15 protein-coding genes are annotated in these 19720 nt (G+C 39.1%); 4 read left to right on the forward strand and 11 right to left on the reverse strand.

The genetic code is table 11. The annotated features are described in order from the left end of the window. Window positions 1–10: 10 nt before the first annotated feature. The 8 genes from murJ to AC1MGI_RS03680 all read right to left on the reverse strand — a co-directional run bounded on the left by murJ (window position 11) and on the right by AC1MGI_RS03680 (window position 10946). Window positions 11–1537 (reverse strand): murein biosynthesis integral membrane protein MurJ, encoded by a 1527-nt coding sequence (gene murJ / locus AC1MGI_RS03645; protein ID WP_480348615.1) that lies wholly within the window; start codon window positions 1535–1537, stop codon window positions 11–13. Between the two features lie 6 nt (window positions 1538–1543). Continuing rightward, the gene (locus AC1MGI_RS03650; protein WP_480349696.1) at window positions 1544–2254 is read right to left on the reverse strand and encodes a WecB/TagA/CpsF family glycosyltransferase; all 711 of its coding nucleotides are present in this window, start codon (window positions 2252–2254) and stop codon (window positions 1544–1546) included. A gap of 45 nt (window positions 2255–2299) precedes the next feature. Next, entirely contained in the window at window positions 2300–3586 is a 1287-nt protein-coding gene (locus AC1MGI_RS03655; protein ID WP_480348617.1) for a nucleotide sugar dehydrogenase, read from the reverse strand. 238 nt (window positions 3587–3824) lie between these two features. After that, window positions 3825–5159, reverse strand: a complete 1335-nt coding sequence (locus AC1MGI_RS03660) for a UDP-glucose dehydrogenase family protein (RefSeq protein ID WP_480348618.1) — start codon at window positions 5157–5159, stop codon at window positions 3825–3827. Window positions 5160–5229: 70 nt separating this feature from the next. After that, window positions 5230–6096, reverse strand: coding sequence for a UTP--glucose-1-phosphate uridylyltransferase GalU (gene galU, locus AC1MGI_RS03665; RefSeq protein WP_454213447.1), 867 nt, complete (start codon window positions 6094–6096; stop codon window positions 5230–5232). Window positions 6097–6466: 370 nt separating this feature from the next. Continuing rightward, window positions 6467–8476 (reverse strand): penicillin-binding transpeptidase domain-containing protein, encoded by a 2010-nt coding sequence (locus AC1MGI_RS03670; RefSeq protein WP_480348619.1) that lies wholly within the window; start codon window positions 8474–8476, stop codon window positions 6467–6469. A 133-nt stretch (window positions 8477–8609) separates the two neighbouring features. Then, window positions 8610–10049: a hypothetical protein gene (locus tag AC1MGI_RS03675; protein ID WP_480348620.1), complete on the reverse strand. Its 1440-nt coding sequence runs from the start codon at window positions 10047–10049 to the stop codon at window positions 8610–8612. A gap of 771 nt (window positions 10050–10820) precedes the next feature. After that, entirely contained in the window at window positions 10821–10946 is a 126-nt protein-coding gene (locus AC1MGI_RS03680) for a hypothetical protein (RefSeq protein ID WP_480348621.1), read from the reverse strand. Window positions 10947–11143: 197 nt separating this feature from the next. Here AC1MGI_RS03680 and AC1MGI_RS03685 point away from each other — a divergent pair, with 197 nt between their 5' ends. After that, complete coding sequence (locus AC1MGI_RS03685; protein ID WP_480348622.1) at window positions 11144–12025, forward strand: helix-turn-helix domain-containing protein; 882 nt, start codon at window positions 11144–11146, stop codon at window positions 12023–12025. A gap of 188 nt (window positions 12026–12213) precedes the next feature. Here the strand turns inward: AC1MGI_RS03685 and AC1MGI_RS03690 are convergent, their stop codons facing one another. Beyond that, window positions 12214–12660 carry a transposase gene (locus AC1MGI_RS03690; protein ID WP_480348623.1) on the reverse strand — a complete coding sequence of 149 codons (447 nt, stop codon included), beginning with the start codon at window positions 12658–12660 and terminating at the stop codon, window positions 12214–12216. 276 nt (window positions 12661–12936) lie between these two features. Here AC1MGI_RS03690 and AC1MGI_RS03695 point away from each other — a divergent pair, with 276 nt between their 5' ends. Both AC1MGI_RS03695 and AC1MGI_RS03700 read left to right on the forward strand, forming a co-directional pair. After that, a complete protein-coding gene (locus AC1MGI_RS03695; RefSeq protein ID WP_480348624.1) occupies window positions 12937–14547 on the forward strand; it encodes an SWIM zinc finger family protein in 1611 nt (536 codons plus the stop codon). After that, complete coding sequence (locus AC1MGI_RS03700; RefSeq protein WP_480348625.1) at window positions 14540–17524, forward strand: DEAD/DEAH box helicase; 2985 nt, start codon at window positions 14540–14542, stop codon at window positions 17522–17524. Before AC1MGI_RS03695 ends, AC1MGI_RS03700 begins: the two co-directional genes overlap by 8 nt. A gap of 646 nt (window positions 17525–18170) precedes the next feature. Here the strand turns inward: AC1MGI_RS03700 and AC1MGI_RS03705 are convergent. Both AC1MGI_RS03705 and ssb read right to left on the reverse strand, forming a co-directional pair. Next, the gene (locus tag AC1MGI_RS03705; protein WP_480348626.1) at window positions 18171–18461 is read right to left on the reverse strand and encodes a hypothetical protein; all 291 of its coding nucleotides are present in this window, start codon (window positions 18459–18461) and stop codon (window positions 18171–18173) included. 18 nt (window positions 18462–18479) lie between these two features. Beyond that, entirely contained in the window at window positions 18480–18842 is a 363-nt protein-coding gene (gene ssb, locus AC1MGI_RS03710; RefSeq protein ID WP_480348627.1) for a single-stranded DNA-binding protein, read from the reverse strand. Window positions 18843–19130: 288 nt separating this feature from the next. Between ssb and AC1MGI_RS03715 the strand changes: the two genes are divergently transcribed. Then, window positions 19131–19571 carry a YwpF family protein gene (locus tag AC1MGI_RS03715; protein WP_480348628.1) on the forward strand — a complete coding sequence of 147 codons (441 nt, stop codon included), beginning with the start codon at window positions 19131–19133 and terminating at the stop codon, window positions 19569–19571. Window positions 19572–19720 lie beyond the last annotated feature (149 nt).

The following is a 19720-nucleotide window of genomic DNA, read 5'->3' on the forward strand; positions in this document are numbered from 1 at the left end:
ATACGTACTCCTATATAACTTTTTTTGCTTTTCTTCCTTTGGCAAGGAGTTCAATAAATGAGCTTGTCCGCAATGCATACAGAACAGCAAAGTACAACCCTGCCCCCAAGATGATCATAATGCCTAAGAAAGGAATATTATGCAGATTCTGTATCCAATCTATTTTTTCAATGTACCATAGACTTGCAGCCATAACCGCAGTTGCCCCTATGATTTTCACATATTCTTTTCCGATAAATGGTAGACTGAATCCACCGGAAATTTTATATAAAGTAGAAAAAGTGATGGCAGAATAGATAAAACCAACTAACGAAGCTGAAACCGCTAATCCTACAGGTCCATACATCTGAGATAGGAAGTAATTCGATATAATATTAATAACAATTGAAATCAGCCCTATTCTCATCATATAGTGCCCTTTTTCTAACGTATAAAACCCTTTAGCAATGACGGCTTGGATACTGTAAAATAGGACAGATCCCATATAGAACAATGCATACGTGCTTGTTGCCTTTGTTGCTGCAGCATCGAAAACACCACGCTGATACACCACCTGAACAATCGGTTCCATCAGGATAATCATTCCTACAACGGTTGGAGCTAGAAAGAGGAACATATAAGATAAACCTTTTTCAATCCCTGTTTTAAATAATGGTGAATTCTTGTCTGAGCTCGCTTTCGCAAGAATTGGGTATATAATTGTGGCAATCGTTACCCCAAAGATTGCTTGCGGAATATTCACTAGCCGGAACGCATAGTTCAAGCTTGATACAACTCCCGAGCCAAGCGTTGCCGCAAAGATAATATTAACCGTTAAATTCACTTGACCTACCGCAATGGTTAATCCCACTGGTACGAAAATTTGATAAAAGGATTTAATTTCAGTAAAATCCATCTTTTGTTTCCAAGCCAAGAATTTCCCTGGGGTCAGATACACAATCTTCATCAGGAAGGAAAATACCGTTCCAAGTAAGTACCCTAAAGGAACTGCATAAATTCCAAGTGATTCATGAAAAATCCAGGTCGACAGGATCGTGGTAAACACAACGATTGTTTGCGAAAAGGTAGAAAAAGAGAATTTTCGCTGTGAATCGAAATAGCCTTCATAAACAGCATTCACGCCAACCAATGCGATGGACAGGAAGTAGACCCCAGAGGTCCAAATTGCAATTTCCATTCCAAATTCGTAGGATGCAAAATCCGGATAAAACCATTTCATCAGCAATGGTGTAAGGAGAATACCTACGATAGAAACAGCAAGAGATATCCAGAAAGTACCTTTAACGATATTGGTTAAATGCGCAAAGCCACGCCCCAGTTTATCAAATTTGAAATAGCTTGGTAAAAATGCATCCTTCATCCCCGTCAGCATAAATAAAACAATGGTGTTCGGTATGGTCATAGTAGCAAAATACACATCGGCCATATACGAATTGCCGAAGAAACTTGCAATGACTAAATCTCGTATCATACTGGAAAATTTAAGTAAAATAGTAGAAAGCAGAAATACAATACTTGCAAGTTTAAATTTTGACATAAGGATCTAAGACCTTCTTAATGCCTTTAGCAAAAATTGGGGAAGAATAAGCTGCCTCTTCCAGCGCCAAGGTTCCTTTAACAGCCTATATAGCCACTCTAAACCGAACTTTTGAAATATTGCTGGGGCTCTCTGCACTCTGCCCGATATGACATCAAAAGATCCACCTACCCCCTGATAAACAGAAGGATAGAGAGTGTTCATATTATTAACAATCCAATATTCCTGCGTTGGGCTGCCAAGTGCTACAAATACGATGTCTGCTTTCGAATCATTAATTGTTTGCTCGATTACCTGTTGATCCTTTTCATAGCCATTGATTGTGCCGACGATTTGAATCGCTGGAAATTGTTTTTCGAGCGACATCTTTGCCTCGTCTGCAATCCCTGGCTTTGCACCGTACAAAAAGATTTTCTTATTATGCTCTGATGCTGTCTCACAAAGCTTTAGCATCATATCAATCCCTGTAACCCGTTGACGGATCTTACCGCCCTTCATTTTGGAAGCAACGATGATTCCGATGCCGTCGGGAATTTGATAGCTTGCCTGGTTCAACAAGTTACGTAGCTTCTCATCTTCTTGAGCCTTCATGATTTTTTCAGGGTTTATGGCCACAATAAAGGACTTCTTATCAGATTCTATATCATTTAACAAAGAGACAGTAAGCTGTTCATAATTATCCGAACAAACATCCACCCCTAAAAAGTTTTCTTTCATCATATCACCTATCCAAAGTGAAGTTACCTGCCTTCGCTAAATAGCTTAGGCAAGTGTTCGGTTTTTGGAGTCTCCTAGTACATATACTTCAAAACCTGCTTGCTCCCATTCCTTGCGGTTCAGGAAATTCTTAGCATCAATGACGACTTTTGTCCTGACAACATCTGCTATTTCCTGTGGGTTGATGTTCTGGAACTCTGAATGCTCTGTTAACACAAGAATAATATCTGAATGTTTCAGTGCTTCTGTCAGATCCTGCGTTTGATAATCAGCTATATTCACTTTCACATGCGGATCATATGCCACAACATCTATTCCGAGCGTTTTTAAATTTTCTATTACTTCCAATGATGGGCTTTCGCGAGTATCATCAATATTCGCTTTAAACGCTAGACCTAATGCCGATACTCTGCCATGCTGAATCTGCTTAGAGTCAAGAATGTCCTTTGTCTTTTCAGCCGTGTAATGCGGCATTGAATCATTGATTGTTCTTGACAAATGAACAAGTTTTGCAAATTCAGGCTGTAATTCGACTAAGAACCAAGGATCAACAGCAATACAATGACCACCTACACCTGGTCCTGGCGTATGGATGTTCACGCGTGGATGGAAATTGGCCAATTTAATAGCTTCCCAAGCGTTCACGCCAATTCGTTCACTGATTTTCGCTAATTCGTTCGCAAACGCAATATTTACATCACGGTACGTATTCTCTATAACTTTCACCATTTCTGCCGTTGTAGCATCTGTTAGGTGAATGGTACCTTTTACAAAGACACGGTAAAGCTCTTCCGTCATTTCCGCAGATTCTTTGTTAATTCCGCCTACAATTCGATCGTTATTAACCAGCTCTTCAAATACCTTCCCTGGAATCACTCGTTCAGGTGAATGAGATACGAATAGCTCTGTACCAATATTCAAACCTGTTTCTATTAGAACAGGCATCATTACGTCCTCTACTGTACGTGGAGGTACTGTAGATTCTAGAATGACTAGATTTCCTTTTTTAACAAAAGGCGCAATAGCCTTTGTAGCTGAACGCACATATTCAAGATTTGCCGTCTTATCTTCATTGATTGGAGATGGAACAGCAAGAATAAAAACGTCCGCTTCTTCAGGAGTAGTTGATACGGTAAAGTTCCCATTGTCTATAGCTGTATTAAGGCGTTCCTGTAAGCCGTTTTCTTCGATATGAAGCTGTTTATTCTTAATTAAAGAGACAGCTTTTTCATTCACATCAACCCCATGTACCTTTAATCCATGGTTCGCAAACATCACAGCTGTAGGTAAGCCGATATATCCGAGTCCAACGACACAAAGCTTCTTGTTCATAAATAGTATTCTTCCTTTCATGTCTTCCGTAATATAACGGAATATATATCGCCTGGAATTTTGATTACTTATATTCTCTAAACAGAAATTATACCTTATCTATTTTAATGTTGCGAAGGGAATGTTCTTCGTGATCATCCATTTACCACCAAATCCGGGTAGTTTTTCGCCATAAGGAGATGAACAAATCTATTTTAACATAATGCAGCACACACGTGGGCGACACATAAGGATTATTTTATGTCCCATGTTCAGATTCTGGTTTCTCCAAAAGATGTATAGCTCTTCCAATCGAGTGATATTCGATGTTGTAGGCTTGAATATCTGATTTAGAATAACAATTTCTTCCGTCAAAAATAAGCGGGGTTCGCATGTATTTCTGATAGTTATCTAATGGATAGTTCCTAATTTCATTCCATTCTGTTGTAATGAATACACAATCTGTATTAAGGATTGCCTCGTCGATGCTATCAAAGTAACTGATGGCTTCGCCGAACTTCGCATATACATGATTTAAGGCAATTGGATCATACACTTTGATTGTCGCATGTTCCTTAAGAAGATCTTCTATTAACTCAATAGCTGGTGCTTCTCTAATATCATCTGTATTTGGTTTAAAGGCCAGTCCGAGTACTGCAACAGTTGCCGAATTTAGAGGTATTTGTACTTCCTTCGCTTTTTGAATTAAACGCTTCTTTTGTATATTATTTACTTCAATGACGGAATCTAAAATACGGAAATGATAATCATATTCGTTCGCAACTGTTTGGAGTGCCTTCGTATCTTTCGGGAAGCATGAGCCACCAAATCCAATTCCAGCATTGAGAAATTTATTCCCAATCCTGCTGTCCATTCCCATTCCCTTTGCGACGTCTTCGATGTCAGCTCCCGTTTTTTCACAGAAATTCGCTACTTCATTGATAAAGCTGATTTTTGTTGCCAAAAATGCATTCGCAGCATATTTGATTGTTTCAGCACTTCGTAAATTTGTTTTTACAATCGGTACTTGGAATGGTGCAAATATCTCTTCAACACGGTCCGCTGCCAGATGGTTGTCAGAACCAATCACAATTCTTTCTGCGTGGAAGGAGTCATGAACGGCTGTTCCTTCACGTAAAAACTCAGGATTTGAGACAATGTCAATTTGATACTCAGGACTAACCCTCTCTTTAATGACGCGTTTAATCCACTCATTTGTACCGACTGGAACTGTACTTTTTGTTACGATCACTACAGAACGGCTGATATACTTTGTGATCGTTAATGCCGTTTGTTCCACATAACTTAGATTTGCAGATCCATCTTCACTTTCTGGAGTCCCTACTGCGATAAAGATAAATTCAGCCTTACTATATGCACTTACTGGATCAGTCGTGAAACGCAGGTTTCCACTTTGAAGATTTTTATTGATTAATTCTTCAATTCCGGGTTCATATATTGGAGATTTACCGTTTTTAAGCATTTCTATTTTACTTTCTTCTATATCATAGCAGATCACATTATGACCAACTTCTGCTAAACAAACTCCTGTCACTAAGCCCACATAGCCTGTTCCTGCAACTGTAATTTTCATTTTCATTTTTCCTTTCATTCCTTAGCATTGCTACGGGAAATCTGTGAAAAATACGATTTCACATGTGACTTTATAATTTCAGACTTCTTAAGTATTCAGTCAGTTCTCTCTTGAGGTCTTCTCTTTTTAAAGCAAAGTCAATCGTAGCCTTGATATAGCCCATTTTATCTCCTACATCAAAACGTTCGCCTTCAAAGTAAAATCCCATAACCTTCTGGATATCGACCAATTTCCGTATTGCATCTGTCAACTGAATTTCCCCACCAGCTCCTGGTGGAATATCTTTAAGGATTTCAAATATCTCTGGTTGCAGGATGTACCTTCCCATGATTGCATAATTTGAAGGAGCTTCTTCTTGTCTCGGTTTCTCGACAAGGCTTTTCACTTGCATTAACTGATCACGTATCTCAGCCTCTGGTTCAATAATGCCATATTTAGATACTTCTTCATTCGGCACTCGTTGAACACCGAGAATGGAGCACTGATGAATTTTATACATATCAATTAGCTGTTGCAGGCAAGGAACTTGAGCTCTGACGATATCATCCCCCAGCATCACGGCGAATGGCTCATTTCCAATAAAGCTCCGGGCACAAGAAATAGCATCTCCTAAGCCCCTTGGCTCTTTCTGTCTAATATAATGAACATTCGCTAGGTTCGTAATCTGCTCTACTTCCTTAAGCTTGACCCATTCGTCACGCTTAGCCAGCGTTTCTTCTAATTCATAAGATTTATCGAAATGATCTTCTATCGCTCTTTTGCCGCGTCCACTTATAATGATTATATCTTCAATTCCAGACTGAACGGCTTCTTCTACAATATATTGAATGGTTGGTTTATCTACGATGGGAAGCATTTCTTTGGGTTGTGCCTTCGTCGCTGGCAAAAATCTAGTTCCTAAACCAGCTGCCGGTATAATTGCTTTCTTAACTTTCACTTTCCCACCCCCACATTCTAACAATGTCTATTTTTCTCCATAACTACTCTATTATAACTTAATTAAAGAAACATTAAAAAGACAATTCAATTACAAAAAAAAAGAGTAAGTATAGCTTATTAAAGAAAATGGACCTTCGATTATTACGCCCCCAATTACCTTTATGAACGGTTTATTAACCAATTAAGAATTTACAAGTCTGGGATAAAACTCCGGAAAATTAATCATACGCCAATTTGCATTATACTTTAAGTGGGAAATAACAGCAAAAAAAGAGGGTCTGACCTCATAGATTAGCATGTTACATCCAGTTAATATGAACAGGATGTAGTTGCTGTGGGTCTGACCCTTTGATTTTGAATTTGTCTCCTTATTCTTCTGCTTGGTTCAGATAGTCCACCCAAACCGGTTTCATCTTATCCACCACAAGATGGCTGCCACCTCTGCCTTTGACATTTTCCATCATCCAAGTCATCAGCAGCCTCGGGTTATTTGTGTTATAGCCTACGAACCAGCCATTTTCAGTACCTGTTGATTCTTTGCTTTGCTTGATTTCGGCCGTTCCTGTTTTTCCAGCCAGTGGAATGCCTGTCTCACTAAGTGAATGGGCAGATCCGGCACGGCTTGAGATAACTTGAGTGAGCATTTTTGTCATTTGTGTAGCTTGATCTTTAGAGATAATATTTTCTTTCCAATAAACCGGCTTATCATTGCCATCGAGAAACAGCTTTGGCGCAACCATGTTTCCTTCGTTCACAAACGTCGTATGCGCTAACGCTACATGTAAAGGACTCATCAGTACCTGCCCTTGACCGTAGCCGCTGTCGGCAAGTCTGCCTTCTGAATCAATTTTTCCAATTTGCGACGCTTTAATGGCATATTCAAATGGGATGGTTTCTTCAAAGCCAAAATCCTTTAAGCCATTTGTAAACTTATTTGTACCAAGTTGCAGTGCTTTTTGAGCAAAGTATATGTTGTCAGAGTATACTAATGCGGCGGTCATATTGATGGGTATACCTGGTGTGGATACCCTCGTTATGCTATGATCTTTCCAATTCGCTTTCTTCCATGTCCTTCCTTTAATTTCAATTGCTTCATTTGGATCGACACCGTTTTTCATGGCAATCGAAGCAGTGAGCGCTTTAATGGTCGAACCTGGAGAAAAGGTTGCACTAAAGCGATTGATGAGCGGCTTATTCGGATCACTTTCCAACGCTTGCTGTTTCGCCGCCGTCATTCCGAGCACGTATTGGTTCGGATCAAACGATGGGCTGCTAACAAGTGCGAGCGTTTCCCCTGTTATCGGATTTAGTGCTGTTGCTGAGCCTACTTCTCCCTTGTATTGGGTAAAAATTTGCTGTTGTAGCTCGACATCGATCGTTAGGACGATCGTTTCGCCTTCTTCAGCTTTCTTTTCAGCGATGATCTTTTCCTGACCTCTATCTGTCTTGACGGATATTTTGGCGCCAGGTTTTCCTTTCAATCGTTCCTCCAGGATTTGCTCAAGTCCTCTTTTTCCAATTACATCGTTTGCTATATAGCCTTTCTTTTCCCATGTTTTCAGCTCCTCAGCAGTAATTTCACCGATATAGCCAATAAGATGAGCGGTTACTTCTTTGTATGGATACACACGGCCTGCCACTTCATTCAAATGAATTGATGGAATGTTTGCAAGGGCTTCCTTTAATGCGGTATCTTCAACGGACACCTTTTTAAGCGGTACAAAGTAGTTCGGTTTTATCCAGGATTGATTTAGCTTTTTTTCTACTTCTTCTTTCGACATATTTAGAAGTTGGGACGTTTGTGTGATGATTGCTGATTGATCCGTCATTTCTTCTGGAACGATGCCTACCTCCACAACAGAACCATTCATCGCCAAATATTGTTCATTGCGGTCGACAATTTCTCCCCGAATGGCAGGATAGGTTGCGATGGACACTTTCCCCCCTTCTTCAAGCTCAGGAAAGATATAAGTAGCATCCCAATTTATATACCAATTCTCTTTATCGTCTTTCCCTTCTTTGACAACTATTGCTTTATGATTGAAATCTACTGAACCAGCCATTGTATCCATGCTGACGGAAAAAGGTAGTTCAGTCTTTTTCAACTCTTTATCATCAGTGGATTCTTTCGGTTTTTTGTACGTAACAGTTAAATTGGCTACTTCAATATCCCCATAGATTTTTTCGTATCGTTCTGTAAAATCCTTTACATCTATGGCTTTCTTCGCTTCTGCGGACAAATACTTATACATTTCGTCATATTTTTGTTCATTCCAAAGCTTCACATATGCAGCGAACCGATCTTCCGGCGTGGGACCTTTGTTAGAACACCCTGCTAGAATTACAAATAAAATGGAAATAAAAAGAATTTTTTTCATTCTTTCCTCCTTGAATTTATCGTATAGCTGAATTATCTCTATTTTCATTATAAAATATTTTTTCTGGGACTGCTAGAAAGATGGTTGACTTAAAAAAGGCAGCTCCCTTATGTATAGAGAGCTGACCTATTTATTAGAAGATTTTATTATTCCGACTCTTATGTTCCCTAATCCATTCTTTCAGGAAAAAGACACCTAATATTAACGAGATAATCACGCCGCTCATTGTCACAAAAGAGACAAAAAGCTCAGATGGAGTATAGGACATAAACTTACTCAACGAAAAATTTTCTTTACCGTCTTCAATGACCAGATTCATTCCAAAAATCCCTGATATCACTGTATAAATGGTAAGGATTTGCAGCAAGGCATTTTGACGTTTTCCAGAAAGTTTATCCTGGCTTTGGTACAAATCATTCAGGGTTTCCTTTACATCTTGATAGAGCCGTTCAATTTGGAATATATCCTTCGACATCTGAGAGATTTCCCTTCCTGTTGTTGTACTGTTCACTTCCGGAAAATAGAATTTTGCAGAAAAGTTCGTAATCATGACAATTAGTTCTTCCGTTCTGGATTGGTCTTTCTCAATATCAATCAAGGAATGCTGATGAGAGAGCTTTAGCAAGACAATTTTATAGTAAAAAAAGAAAAGCAACGAATAATAAAGTTGACCGTACATTTGGCTAATCAGCTCTTCCTCCATATCACCAGCTGTCTTTGTTAAACAAACGAAATGATTCTCACTTGTAACATAATAGGTTTCTTCCCCCCAACGGTCATACACATGACTCGTGTAATACCGGTCGATATAGTCCGGATTCAAGACACCGAGATAAGGGTTTCCACTAGAATCGTAGCCGTTCAGTTCACCTGCTCTAAATAGATTGACTTTCGAAAGCTCACTATCTTCTGTTATCGAAAGATGCCCAAGAACATACATCCGCTCGTCGACAAAAAAAGGCAGGCTCCCAAAGTATGTATCTTTGATTTCATTTTCATCGATATAGCAACTCATATCTTGAAGCAATTTATTAAATATGAAATCCTTCACCTGTTGATAGTTTTCTTCCTCACACCCTATTTTCGCATTTTCTTCATTATTCGAGATTTGCTCAAGCACTCGAAATCTGTCACCGAAGAACAGTACATCTGAATAGGAAAGACCTTCTGGCAAGGTGACCCGGATATTGATTAGCCCAATATGGAATGGACAAATGAAAATATCTATAGAATCCATGATGAAATCTGTTTCAAGGTGCTTGGAAGAAAATTCACATGCAAGATTGGTTCGTTTCGAAAACCGGCGGAAGCTTTCTCTTCTTGTATCCGTTTGTGGAAATAAAATAGGTTCTATATTTGGCAGAAAAAACCTTTCAAGCGAACGATGTGATACATGGCTTTCTCCATAATAGGCATGCTGCTGTTCAGCATTATTTAAATCGAAGAAATCGAAGTCCTTTTCTATTAATCTATTTGCAAATTCTTCAATTCTATGTTCCTCCAGTATAAAAGGAAAAATAAATTGAAACTTTGCTTTTTTCACATTAGGAAAATCTGTTTCTTTGTTTAGCACCGTGATTTCCCCTCCAGTATTCATCTATAATCTACTGTACCCAGAGGCAGTATGATTGAAACCGGTTACTATATCTGCAATTCATAGGGAGTAATTTGGATGATTAGCAACAAAGAAATAGTTGGGTCCCTTCGGACGGATTGCCCCCACAAATAAAAAAATCCTGCAAACAGGCAACCGTTTGCAGGCAACTAAAGCATCCTTTTCCGAAAGACGCTTCATGCTTAGGTACTAGAAACTGAGGGTTTCCAGAAATTCAAGAATCGGACTATTACAATTTCCAAATTACATTCAAAATTTGAACAATTGTTCATTATTAATGCAAAACAAACTTGTTTTGCTAAATAGCGAATACTCACATTCATTTAAGCACTTTTCTCATTAGGGATAAAACTGCAATTTCCAGCGTATTTTGCCATTTAGGGCGTTTTTCATCGATTTAGGTAGTTTTATAACTGATTTTCGTATATAAATATAACCATAGGAATATTTTCTGTGAAAAATGGCTTAGGGTTGAGATAAGCATTCCAAAATAGGTAATTCGACCAGCTAAAAAAATTAGTATAAGAGTGGTGGTTTAGAAATAAAAGACACTCTCCACAGGGAAAGTGCCAGTAAAAATTTCAATCTATCTTTTAGGGGATGTTCAAAAAGTCCGGTAAAAATAGCTGTCGAATTTCTTCGTCACTCTGTCGCTCCGGTCCTCGAGACGATCGCTCCTCGAACTTCTCGGCTCTTTTTATCCTCCTTTTTGAACACTCACTTTTACTATTAATATTCTGACGGTAATTCGAAAGTTCCTACTGATCCACCTGAAGTTCCAGTTGAAACGCCGATAAAGCTTAAGCCCGCTACTACAAATAATGCAAATATCATCCCAACTATCTTCTTTTTCATAGGTACTTCCTCCCTTTTCCTTAATTATTATTGGATTTTAATAGAAATAAATTCTATATTTATATTTAACCACAGACATAAAAATCGGGATTTAGCCTTGTCGCCGCTTTAATTTAGAGAAACCATGTAAAACTAGCATGATTTCTTCCGTATTTGTATAGAAATATAACTCTAGGAATATTTACATAGGGGGTAGCATGGATTTTTTAGCAATCGGACATAAAATTAAAGAACTTAGAAAACAAATGAAACTTTCACAGGAAGAGCTTGCTGAAGGAATTTGTACACAGGCACAGATTAGTAAACTTGAAAAAGGGGACGTTTTCCCCTATGCTTCAACGCTATACTTAATTTCCCAAAAACTCGGTGTTGATGTAAATTATTTTTTCGATATGGGGATGACGCCTCGCCTCGATTATGTTAACGAGGTAATAAATCAATTAAGAAATGCAAGAAGGACGATGAATTACCAAGAGATTAGGGACATCGTTGTGGCAGAGGAGAACAATCCGTTATTCAAGCAACATAAACGCAATTATCAACTGCTGTTGTGGCATAAGGGAATCTATCATTACGAGTTATATCGCGATTCTGCCAAATCTATCAATATTTTAAAAGATGCGATTCTGTTGACCCAAACTTCGAATAAAGTGCATTCAGAGCGAGAAATTGAAATCTTGTTGAGCATCGGCGTTATTTTATTCGAAGAAAAGCAATTGAAGAAAGCACTCTCTACCTATAAGGATGCTTATCAATTCATTAACACCATTCCTTATCTAGTTGATAATACGGTGAAAATACGGATCTACTATAATACTGCTCGAACTTTGACACGGTTACAGGATTATGAAAGGTCCAATAATTTCTGCCTCGATGGTATTGAATGGTGCATTCAGAAAAGTAATCTTTATTTATTAGGAGAACTACACTATCATACAGGTTATAATTACGAGCTCTTAGGTGACCTTATTCTTGCTGAAAAGTATATGGAAAAGGCAAATTTAATCTTCAACCTCCAGAATGACACACGCTTCACCTCTTTTATCTCACAGAAATTAGATAACTGGAAAACTCTTTAATCTCCCCAACCAGGCCGAGAACATAGCGGTCTGGTTTTCACATCAATTCAATTACACCAAAACACAAACTCCCCCCTAAAAATTCACCCTAAAATGAAGTATAATGATAAGATGAACTCGGGAAATGGGGTCTGACCCCTCATGTATGATGAACAAACCCTTGCTACAACTAGGATTATTGATGTAGATTAATTCTGGGAAATAGGGTCTGACCCCCGCGCGTAGCTGATGTAGTTGGCCGGGGTTTGAAAGTAACGGAGGATTTCATTTGTGATGATGTGTCGGTTTGGAGTGCCTTTGGCGTATGCAGAATAGCTGCTCCACTTATATTGTTCTGGTTTTTGGACGATATTGGCTTTAACGGGGTTAAGATGAATATAGCGACTGGTGCTTGTGAAGTGTTCGGGGAAATCAATCATCATGGCATGATAACGTCCTTGAAATACGTGGCCGTCAAGATTGTGGCGTTTGTTAAAGAAAATGGCATAGCGTGAGTTTAACTTTCTCATAATATTTCCAGGAGGGTTATCTTTTGTTTCCAACAATAAATGGAGATGGTTCGTCATTAAACAATACGCATGCAAGTGAAAAAAACACTTCATTCTAGTCTCTTCCAGATAATGCAGATAGTTCAAATGATCAATATCATCATAAAAAGAGGAAGAACGGCTAAGTTCGCCACGTCCTTATGTCTTCGCCGTCCTGACCCGCATCCTGCGGGCCTCCGACACGTAATATGATCGCGCCAGGAAACCACACTCTGTTCTTTCTTGGCATATTCATAATCAATCTTTTCAAGTTTGGGAAATAGGGTCTGACCCCTAAAGTACCCTTGATTAAATACTATTATATCAATGTTTTTATTCAATTATTATTTTGGGAAATGGGGTCTGACCCCTTGGAGGTGCTGTATGGACGATTTGTTGTTTTTGGCGGAGGAGCTTAGCCGGTTGCTTCGTCCTTCGGTGGATGAGGATCAGTTGACGGTTCGTGAGGGACTTTCTCTTTACCGTCAGGGGTTAGTGAAGGTGACTTCTAAGGAAGAGAGCTCGGTTTATGCTGTTGTTCAGGACGGAACACCAAAAGAGGTTGAATTCGATATGCTATTTTGGGTTGCATCTGAATGCACATGTGATCATCAATCGATCTGTACGCACAAGATTGCGGTGTTTTTTCACTTGTACGCGAGCATTTCTAGTCCAGCGGATTGGGTCCTTAACTGGTCTCAAAGCGACAAGAATACAAAAACTCAAGCAACGCTTCCGGTTAAACCTGCTAGTACCCTACTGACAGAATTAGAACCGTTCGAACAAAGCTATGATAGCTGGAAGAATTTCACGAGAGAGTCTTTCACAGAACTAATTGAAGATCGATTCACAGAGAACTCTTTTGTCATGGAAAATCATATCCAAAACTACAAATCAAAGCTTATGTCTAAAGCTCCTAGGGAATCGAATTGGAAATTACTTTATCAATTCATCACGTCCACGTTCACTTTACTGAACACATTCAAGCTGATGGCTGAACATCGAAACCAACCCTATACCATACGGGCCTTTTACCAGCTAGTCGACGATTTATTCGATTCTTTGCATTCGATGATTTACCGCTTAGCAAACCGATCACGTCCATTCGCCTTTGATTCCTTTATAAGCAATCTATCCGAAGATACAATCGATTTATTACGGGGCAATGAAGGCTTGGAATATGAAAAAGTCGATTTATATCGTGAACTATGGACCCATTTATTCTCGAAGAAAGCACCTCGAAAAGTAGAGTCAGAACGAATCGAAAAGAAGCTTTCGACGTCAACTTTAAGTGATATAGAGCGCTCGACTCACTCCATTGCTGCTATTCACCTCTACGTACTGGATAACCAATATGACAAGGCGATACCATTGTTGCAAAATCTCACATTTAACGATTGTCCTTATCTATATTATTGGATGAAACAATTTGCGGACCAGGACACACATCAACGCAATTTGCCTTTTATCGAATTTATTATCCGAAATCTGAATGATTATTTAACAGATATAAATGATTATTATGCTTGTAATGACCATGTTCGTATCTTAGCGAAACCGATCTATGCTTCTTGCACGAAATTGAAACGCTTTGATTTACTTGAAAAATTTTACCGAGAAGCGCTTCCATATAGTTATTGGGAATATTCGATGTTTCTTTTTGAACAGCAAAATTATAAAAAGTGGACGGATTTAATCATTTATTCTGGCGTAACACTTGATGCAATCGGCCAAGACATGATTAAAACGGTTGTAGCGAGCGACCCTAAGATTATCCTGCCGCTTTACCACCATGCCGTACAGCAAACCGTTTCTTTAAAAAACCGGGCTGCCTACAAACAAGCCGTTCGGTATTTGAAAAAAATGCGAACGATCTATAAAAAGATGAAACAGGAGAATGTATTCGAGAATTACTTGGACTATATCTCTCTTTCCACAAAACGATTGCGGGCTTTTCAAGAAGAACTGCAAAGGAGTAAGCTAATCGATGGATAACCGAAAAACATTAAAAGTAAAAATTGCAGCAATCGGAAGCGGGAAATACTCCATTGCCATCGTCACCCCTGAAAATACCTATGTAAATCCCGAATCTGTTCGTAGGCTGTTATTCTCTTGGGATGAAGCAAGCTTCTACGGCACTAGACTGACTGTTGATACTATCGATACCATTCCAGTATTTATCGTCAATGCCTGGGTCCTCCTGAATTTATTTTCTAAAGAAGGATTTAACTCATTTATTGATTGGGAATGGTCAGAGCTCTCTTCTCTATGTCTCTCAGCAGCACCTGTCCTTCATGAATCGATTGAAAAAGGTGTGCCCGTACCTGACTTTACTAGCCTGCAACATGAACAGGTCGGTTGGACATTGCCAGAGGAAGTACTAGAGGAATTCGTACCTGCCTTTTGGGAGGAAAAAGTCTACACAGATATTCACGCTGAAAATGAAGAAACGAAAAAGGCGTTTATTGAAGCATGGTATAACGATGCAGCCAACGCTTATCTTTCCAGCTATTCAAGCCTAAAAAATAAATGGGATGAAGCACTTACTGCTTTAAAAGACACTCGACTTACAGCTGACGAATTGCAAACCTTTTTTGATGAAGAAAGCTGGAGTGCTTGGTTAGGAATTGAAGAAGATACTAAACCTTTCGTAATTGGGTTGAAATTAACGGAGCCGATTGACGGAGTAGGTCCGTGGAATTTGACTACCTTTTTACGTTCAAAAAAAGAAGAAGACGTTGTGATTGATTATCCAGCTAAACGATTACCACGCGGCTGGAATAAATATGTCAGTGAAATCAAACGAACCGTCGAGCGCTGGGTTTCCGTTATTCCATGGCTCAGGACTGCAACGAATGGCTTCAAAGAGGAACTAAGTGAGCCAGAAGCTTGGGATTTTCTAACGGATGCTAGTGAAAAGCTGTTATTTTTAGGAGCTGAAATCCTGCTTCCTTCTTGGTGGATGGCCTTAAAAGAGTCTTCCCTGAAAGTCAAAGCGAGAGTAAAAAGCTCTTCAAATCGCGGTCCTTCGTATGTTGGAATGCAAGCCTTAATGGACTTTGATTGGCGATTTTCCTTGAATGGAGAAGACCTTTCAGAAGCCGAATTCCAAAATCTCGTAAATGAAAAACGTCGCCTTGTCTATATCCGTGGACAATGGGTCAAACTGGATCCGCAATTCATCAAACAAATTCAAGAACTCATGGAAACAGCTAACGACAAAGGCTTACAGTTAACCGATTTACTGCAGCAGGAGTTCATGAATGAACAAGACGAAGTAGAAGATGATGATACGAATCAAATGTTGCAAATTCAATTCGAATTAAATCAAGAGCTTCGTAAAATGGTCAGCCGTTTACGTGAAACGAAGAACATTCCGATTCTACCTGCACCAAAGACCTTCCATGGTGAGCTCAGACCTTATCAATCACTTGGTATGAGCTGGCTTTTATTTTTGCGGGAGCATGGCTTTGGCGCTTGCCTAGCAGATGACATGGGTCTTGGAAAAACTGTGCAAATGATTACCTACTTACAGCACGTAAAAGAACTGCAACATAAGGAGAACACCTCTGTGACTGATGTGGAAGATCAAGAAGGAGCTGTTATTCCTCTGGCTATTGTGGAAACCCAAGAAAATGAAGAAGATGTTGAAGGAAGCACAACCGAAGACGTTTTGGATATTCAAAAAGAAGCGATTCCGGTTCAAGCCTCCCTTATTATATGTCCAACATCTGTCCTTGGTAATTGGCAGCGGGAACTAGAACGATTCTCACCAAATTTAAAGGTTCACCTGCACTATGGAACAAATCGTGTGAAAGGTGAAGCCTTTGTTCAGACAATCGCAAAATATGATATCGTATTGACTTCATACGGCATCACTCATCATGATTTTGATGCCCTCTCATCCGTTTATTGGAATACGATTATTCTTGATGAAGCGCAGAATATTAAAAATGCCCAAACAAAGCAATCTCGTTCTGTTCGGAAGTTTAAAGGCCACCATCATGTCGCTCTTACCGGTACACCGATGGAAAACCGATTAAGTGAATTATGGGCAATTTTTGATTTTATCAACAAAGGCTATCTTGGATCACTTAAGCAATTCTCGGATAAATATGTCGCTACGATTGAACGTGAAGATCAAAAGGACAAGATTAAAGAGTTGCAACGCCTGATTACACCATTTCTGTTAAGAAGAACGAAAAAGGATAAAGATGTTGCCCTTAATCTCCCGGATAAGCAGGAACAAAAGGAATATGTTCCTTTAACAACGGAACAGGCTTCACTCTATGAGCAGCTTATTAAAGATACCTTTGCAGACATTGAAAAGCTGTCAGCGTTTGAGAAAAAGGGAATTATTCTGAAGATGCTAAACAAATTGAAGCAATTGTGCAACCACCCTGCTTTATACTTAAAAGAAGATGCTACATCAGATATTATGGCAAAAAGCAAACGCTCAGGTAAACTCGAAAAGCTAACCGAGCTGGTTGATGCTGTCCAGGAGAGCCAGGAAAGCTGCCTCATCTTCACGCAATATATCGGGATGGGGAATATGATGAAGGAATTATTAGAGAAGCGGTATAACATCGAGGTACCCTTCCTAAATGGCAGCGCCAGTAAAGCGCAGCGAGATACGATGATTGCCAGATTCCAGGCAGGTGAATTTCCGATCTTCATCCTATCGCTTAAAGCGGGTGGAACTGGATTGAACTTAACCACAGCCAATCATGTTATTCACTATGATCGCTGGTGGAATCCTGCTGTTGAGAACCAGGCAACCGACCGAGCCTACCGGATTGGTCAAAAACGTTTTGTCCATGTCCATAAGCTCATTTGCACCGGAACCCTTGAAGAAAAAATTGACATGATGATTGATAAAAAACAAGCTTTGAACGACGAAATCATTAATAGTGACAATTGGATTACCGAATTATCAACAGATGAAATTCGAGATCTTGTGTCCTTGCATTAAAGAGTAGGTATGAACTCGCAATATTTTTCTCCTGCATGAAGAATTGCCGGATCTGACTATATTATTTAAAAAGCAGCCTCTTTTTACTTTTCGAGGCTGCTTTTACTCGTTGATTTACTGCCTTTTTTCACGCAATGTTCCTGATTACGACTAAAGTCAGAGAAAAGAGTCGAGCCTGAACCAATCTCACCAGCAAAAGTTAGAACGTTCGGTACTGCATTTTAAGATTCCAGGCCGGACCCTGAGCTTTACGAGCCGATATGTGCTCTTTGTGAGCTGGAGTCGAGATTTTCGTGCCAGATTGGATACTTTCCGTGCCGGATTCTTCATTTGCGTGCCAGATTGAGCACTTTCCGTGCCGGATTCTTCATTTGCATGCCAGATTGAGCACTTTCCGTGCCGAAATGAAAATTACACGAAAAACAAGTTTTGGTCCGAACTGAAAATAGAAACAGAGTTCCTCCATTCATCCTGTATAAAAACGCAAAAAAAGACTGCAAAATGCAGTCCATAATCGAGGCTCATTAGAGGAATCAATCTCATTTTTCGAGGTTAATCGGGGTTTGTCCTGCGAGGAATACTAGTATCAGCAGTCCTTTAGCATACTTGTAATAAAGGTTTTTCTATATAATTAAACATGTATAAATCATTTATTCTCGAGTATAGTAAGTCGTTGTTGAAGTACTGCATATTGTTCCGATAAATAGATATATTGCATGTTAAAACGCTTTAGGCGAGATTCCATTTCTGCGAGATGACTTTCATTCTTTGAAGTTTTGGCTTGAGTCTTGGCTATGTAGCGAATTAAATCGCCCATAATTTGCTCGATGCGTTCTATTTGCTGTTGATTGTAGTGCGAGGATGCAACTGTAAATGGATAAAGCGTCTGATTGCCTTCCTTTAAAAATTCACTAAATTGAAAGCTATTTCTTGTCATATTTCACCTCAATAACCGTTATGCTTTAATATGTTCAAATTCTGATTGCTGCTTATTTGCTGGTTTCGGGCCAAGAAATCTTACTGCTTCTGCGACTACCTCTGTTACATAGACTTTCTTTCCTTCTTGGTTATCATATTTTCTCGTTTGAATTCTTCCTGTAACCCCAATAACTGAGCCCTTTTGACAATAATTTGCTGTATTCTCAGCCGTCTTTTGCCAAAGCGTACATTGAACAAAATCTGCATCAAAATCTCCTGCTTGATTACGGTAATTTCGGTTTACCGCCAATACAATGGTAGAGACTGCCCTACCTTCGGCTGTATAGCGCAGATCAGGATCTCGCGTTAATCGACCGACTAAAGTTACTTGATTAATCACATTCTCATCTCCTTTCAATCTATTTGTACCCATCATACATAAATTTATTGTAAAAGAAAAACCGCGAAATTTGCATTTTGATACGCCTTTTTTGTTGATTATTATTGATATCTCGCTTAAAAATCCTATTTTCGACGCACTTCTACAGCAAAAACTGGATTTTCAACATTTCCCCACTTTTTTAAAGTCGAATCGTATTTAGATTATGATTCGTTCCTCATTTTCAGATATGTTATAATAAGCAAAAATAAGGAAAGTCTCTATGCATAAGAAGAATGGAGGAATGGCATGAAATCATTCAAATTAATTTCACTACAAATTGTAACTGAACGGAATGAACTATTTAATGTGGGGCTTACAGATGGATTGATTATTAACAAAGAAGATGATTTAAATACGTGGATTCTCGAAGCCTTTTTATCTAAACCATATTTCGATAAAATTCAGCATGTACTGCCTTTATTGAATGGCGAAGTGACTGTTCAGGCTGTCATTACAAAAAAAGAGAATGGCCCTGCTGCGTTTGACACTGTCCTCCGTTCAATAAAAGAAGTTGATGGCCATGTTAGCATCGTATTTGAAGGACATTTGCAAAGAGCCCGTAGTAAGTATGCAGAATTACTTCTTGAGGATTTAATCGACAAAGGCATTTCCGGCGAGGATTTACTTACGGAATTCAAAGAAAAAATCATTTCTCAGCCTCCATTTATCACTACTAAAAAATCATAAAGTGCGTGTTCAAAAAGGGGATAAAAAGAGCCGAGGAGTTCGAGGAAAGACAGAGCTTTGGTGCAATTCGCAAGCTTTTTTACCGGACTTTTTGAATACCCTCATAAAGAATGAAACTCCCCACGGGCAAAAGTCAATGAAAAAAGCAA

It is taken from the genome of Peribacillus sp. BM1 (genome assembly GCF_056679975.1).

What these genes read in the sequence shown, in the direction of transcription:
- AC1MGI_RS03670 (WP_480348619.1), bottom strand. Translation starts at nt 8,476, where the DNA reads ATGAAAAAAATTCTTTTTATTTCCATTTTATTTGTAATTCTAGCAGGG.
- AC1MGI_RS03685 (WP_480348622.1), top strand. Translation starts at nt 11,144, where the DNA reads ATGGATTTTTTAGCAATCGGACATAAAATTAAAGAACTTAGAAAACAA.
- AC1MGI_RS03680 (WP_480348621.1), bottom strand. Translation starts at nt 10,946, where the DNA reads ATGAAAAAGAAGATAGTTGGGATGATATTTGCATTATTTGTAGTAGCG.
- AC1MGI_RS03715 (WP_480348628.1), top strand. Translation starts at nt 19,131, where the DNA reads ATGAAATCATTCAAATTAATTTCACTACAAATTGTAACTGAACGGAAT.
- AC1MGI_RS03650 (WP_480349696.1), bottom strand. Translation starts at nt 2,254, where the DNA reads ATGAAAGAAAACTTTTTAGGGGTGGATGTTTGTTCGGATAATTATGAA.
- AC1MGI_RS03705 (WP_480348626.1), bottom strand. Translation starts at nt 18,461, where the DNA reads ATGACAAGAAATAGCTTTCAATTTAGTGAATTTTTAAAGGAAGGCAAT.
- AC1MGI_RS03660 (WP_480348618.1), bottom strand. Translation starts at nt 5,159, where the DNA reads ATGAAAATTACAGTTGCAGGAACAGGCTATGTGGGCTTAGTGACAGGA.
- AC1MGI_RS03700 (WP_480348625.1), top strand. Translation starts at nt 14,540, where the DNA reads ATGGATAACCGAAAAACATTAAAAGTAAAAATTGCAGCAATCGGAAGC.
- AC1MGI_RS03695 (WP_480348624.1), top strand. Translation starts at nt 12,937, where the DNA reads ATGGACGATTTGTTGTTTTTGGCGGAGGAGCTTAGCCGGTTGCTTCGT.
- murJ (WP_480348615.1), bottom strand. Translation starts at nt 1,537, where the DNA reads ATGTCAAAATTTAAACTTGCAAGTATTGTATTTCTGCTTTCTACTATT.
- AC1MGI_RS03655 (WP_480348617.1), bottom strand. Translation starts at nt 3,586, where the DNA reads ATGAACAAGAAGCTTTGTGTCGTTGGACTCGGATATATCGGCTTACCT.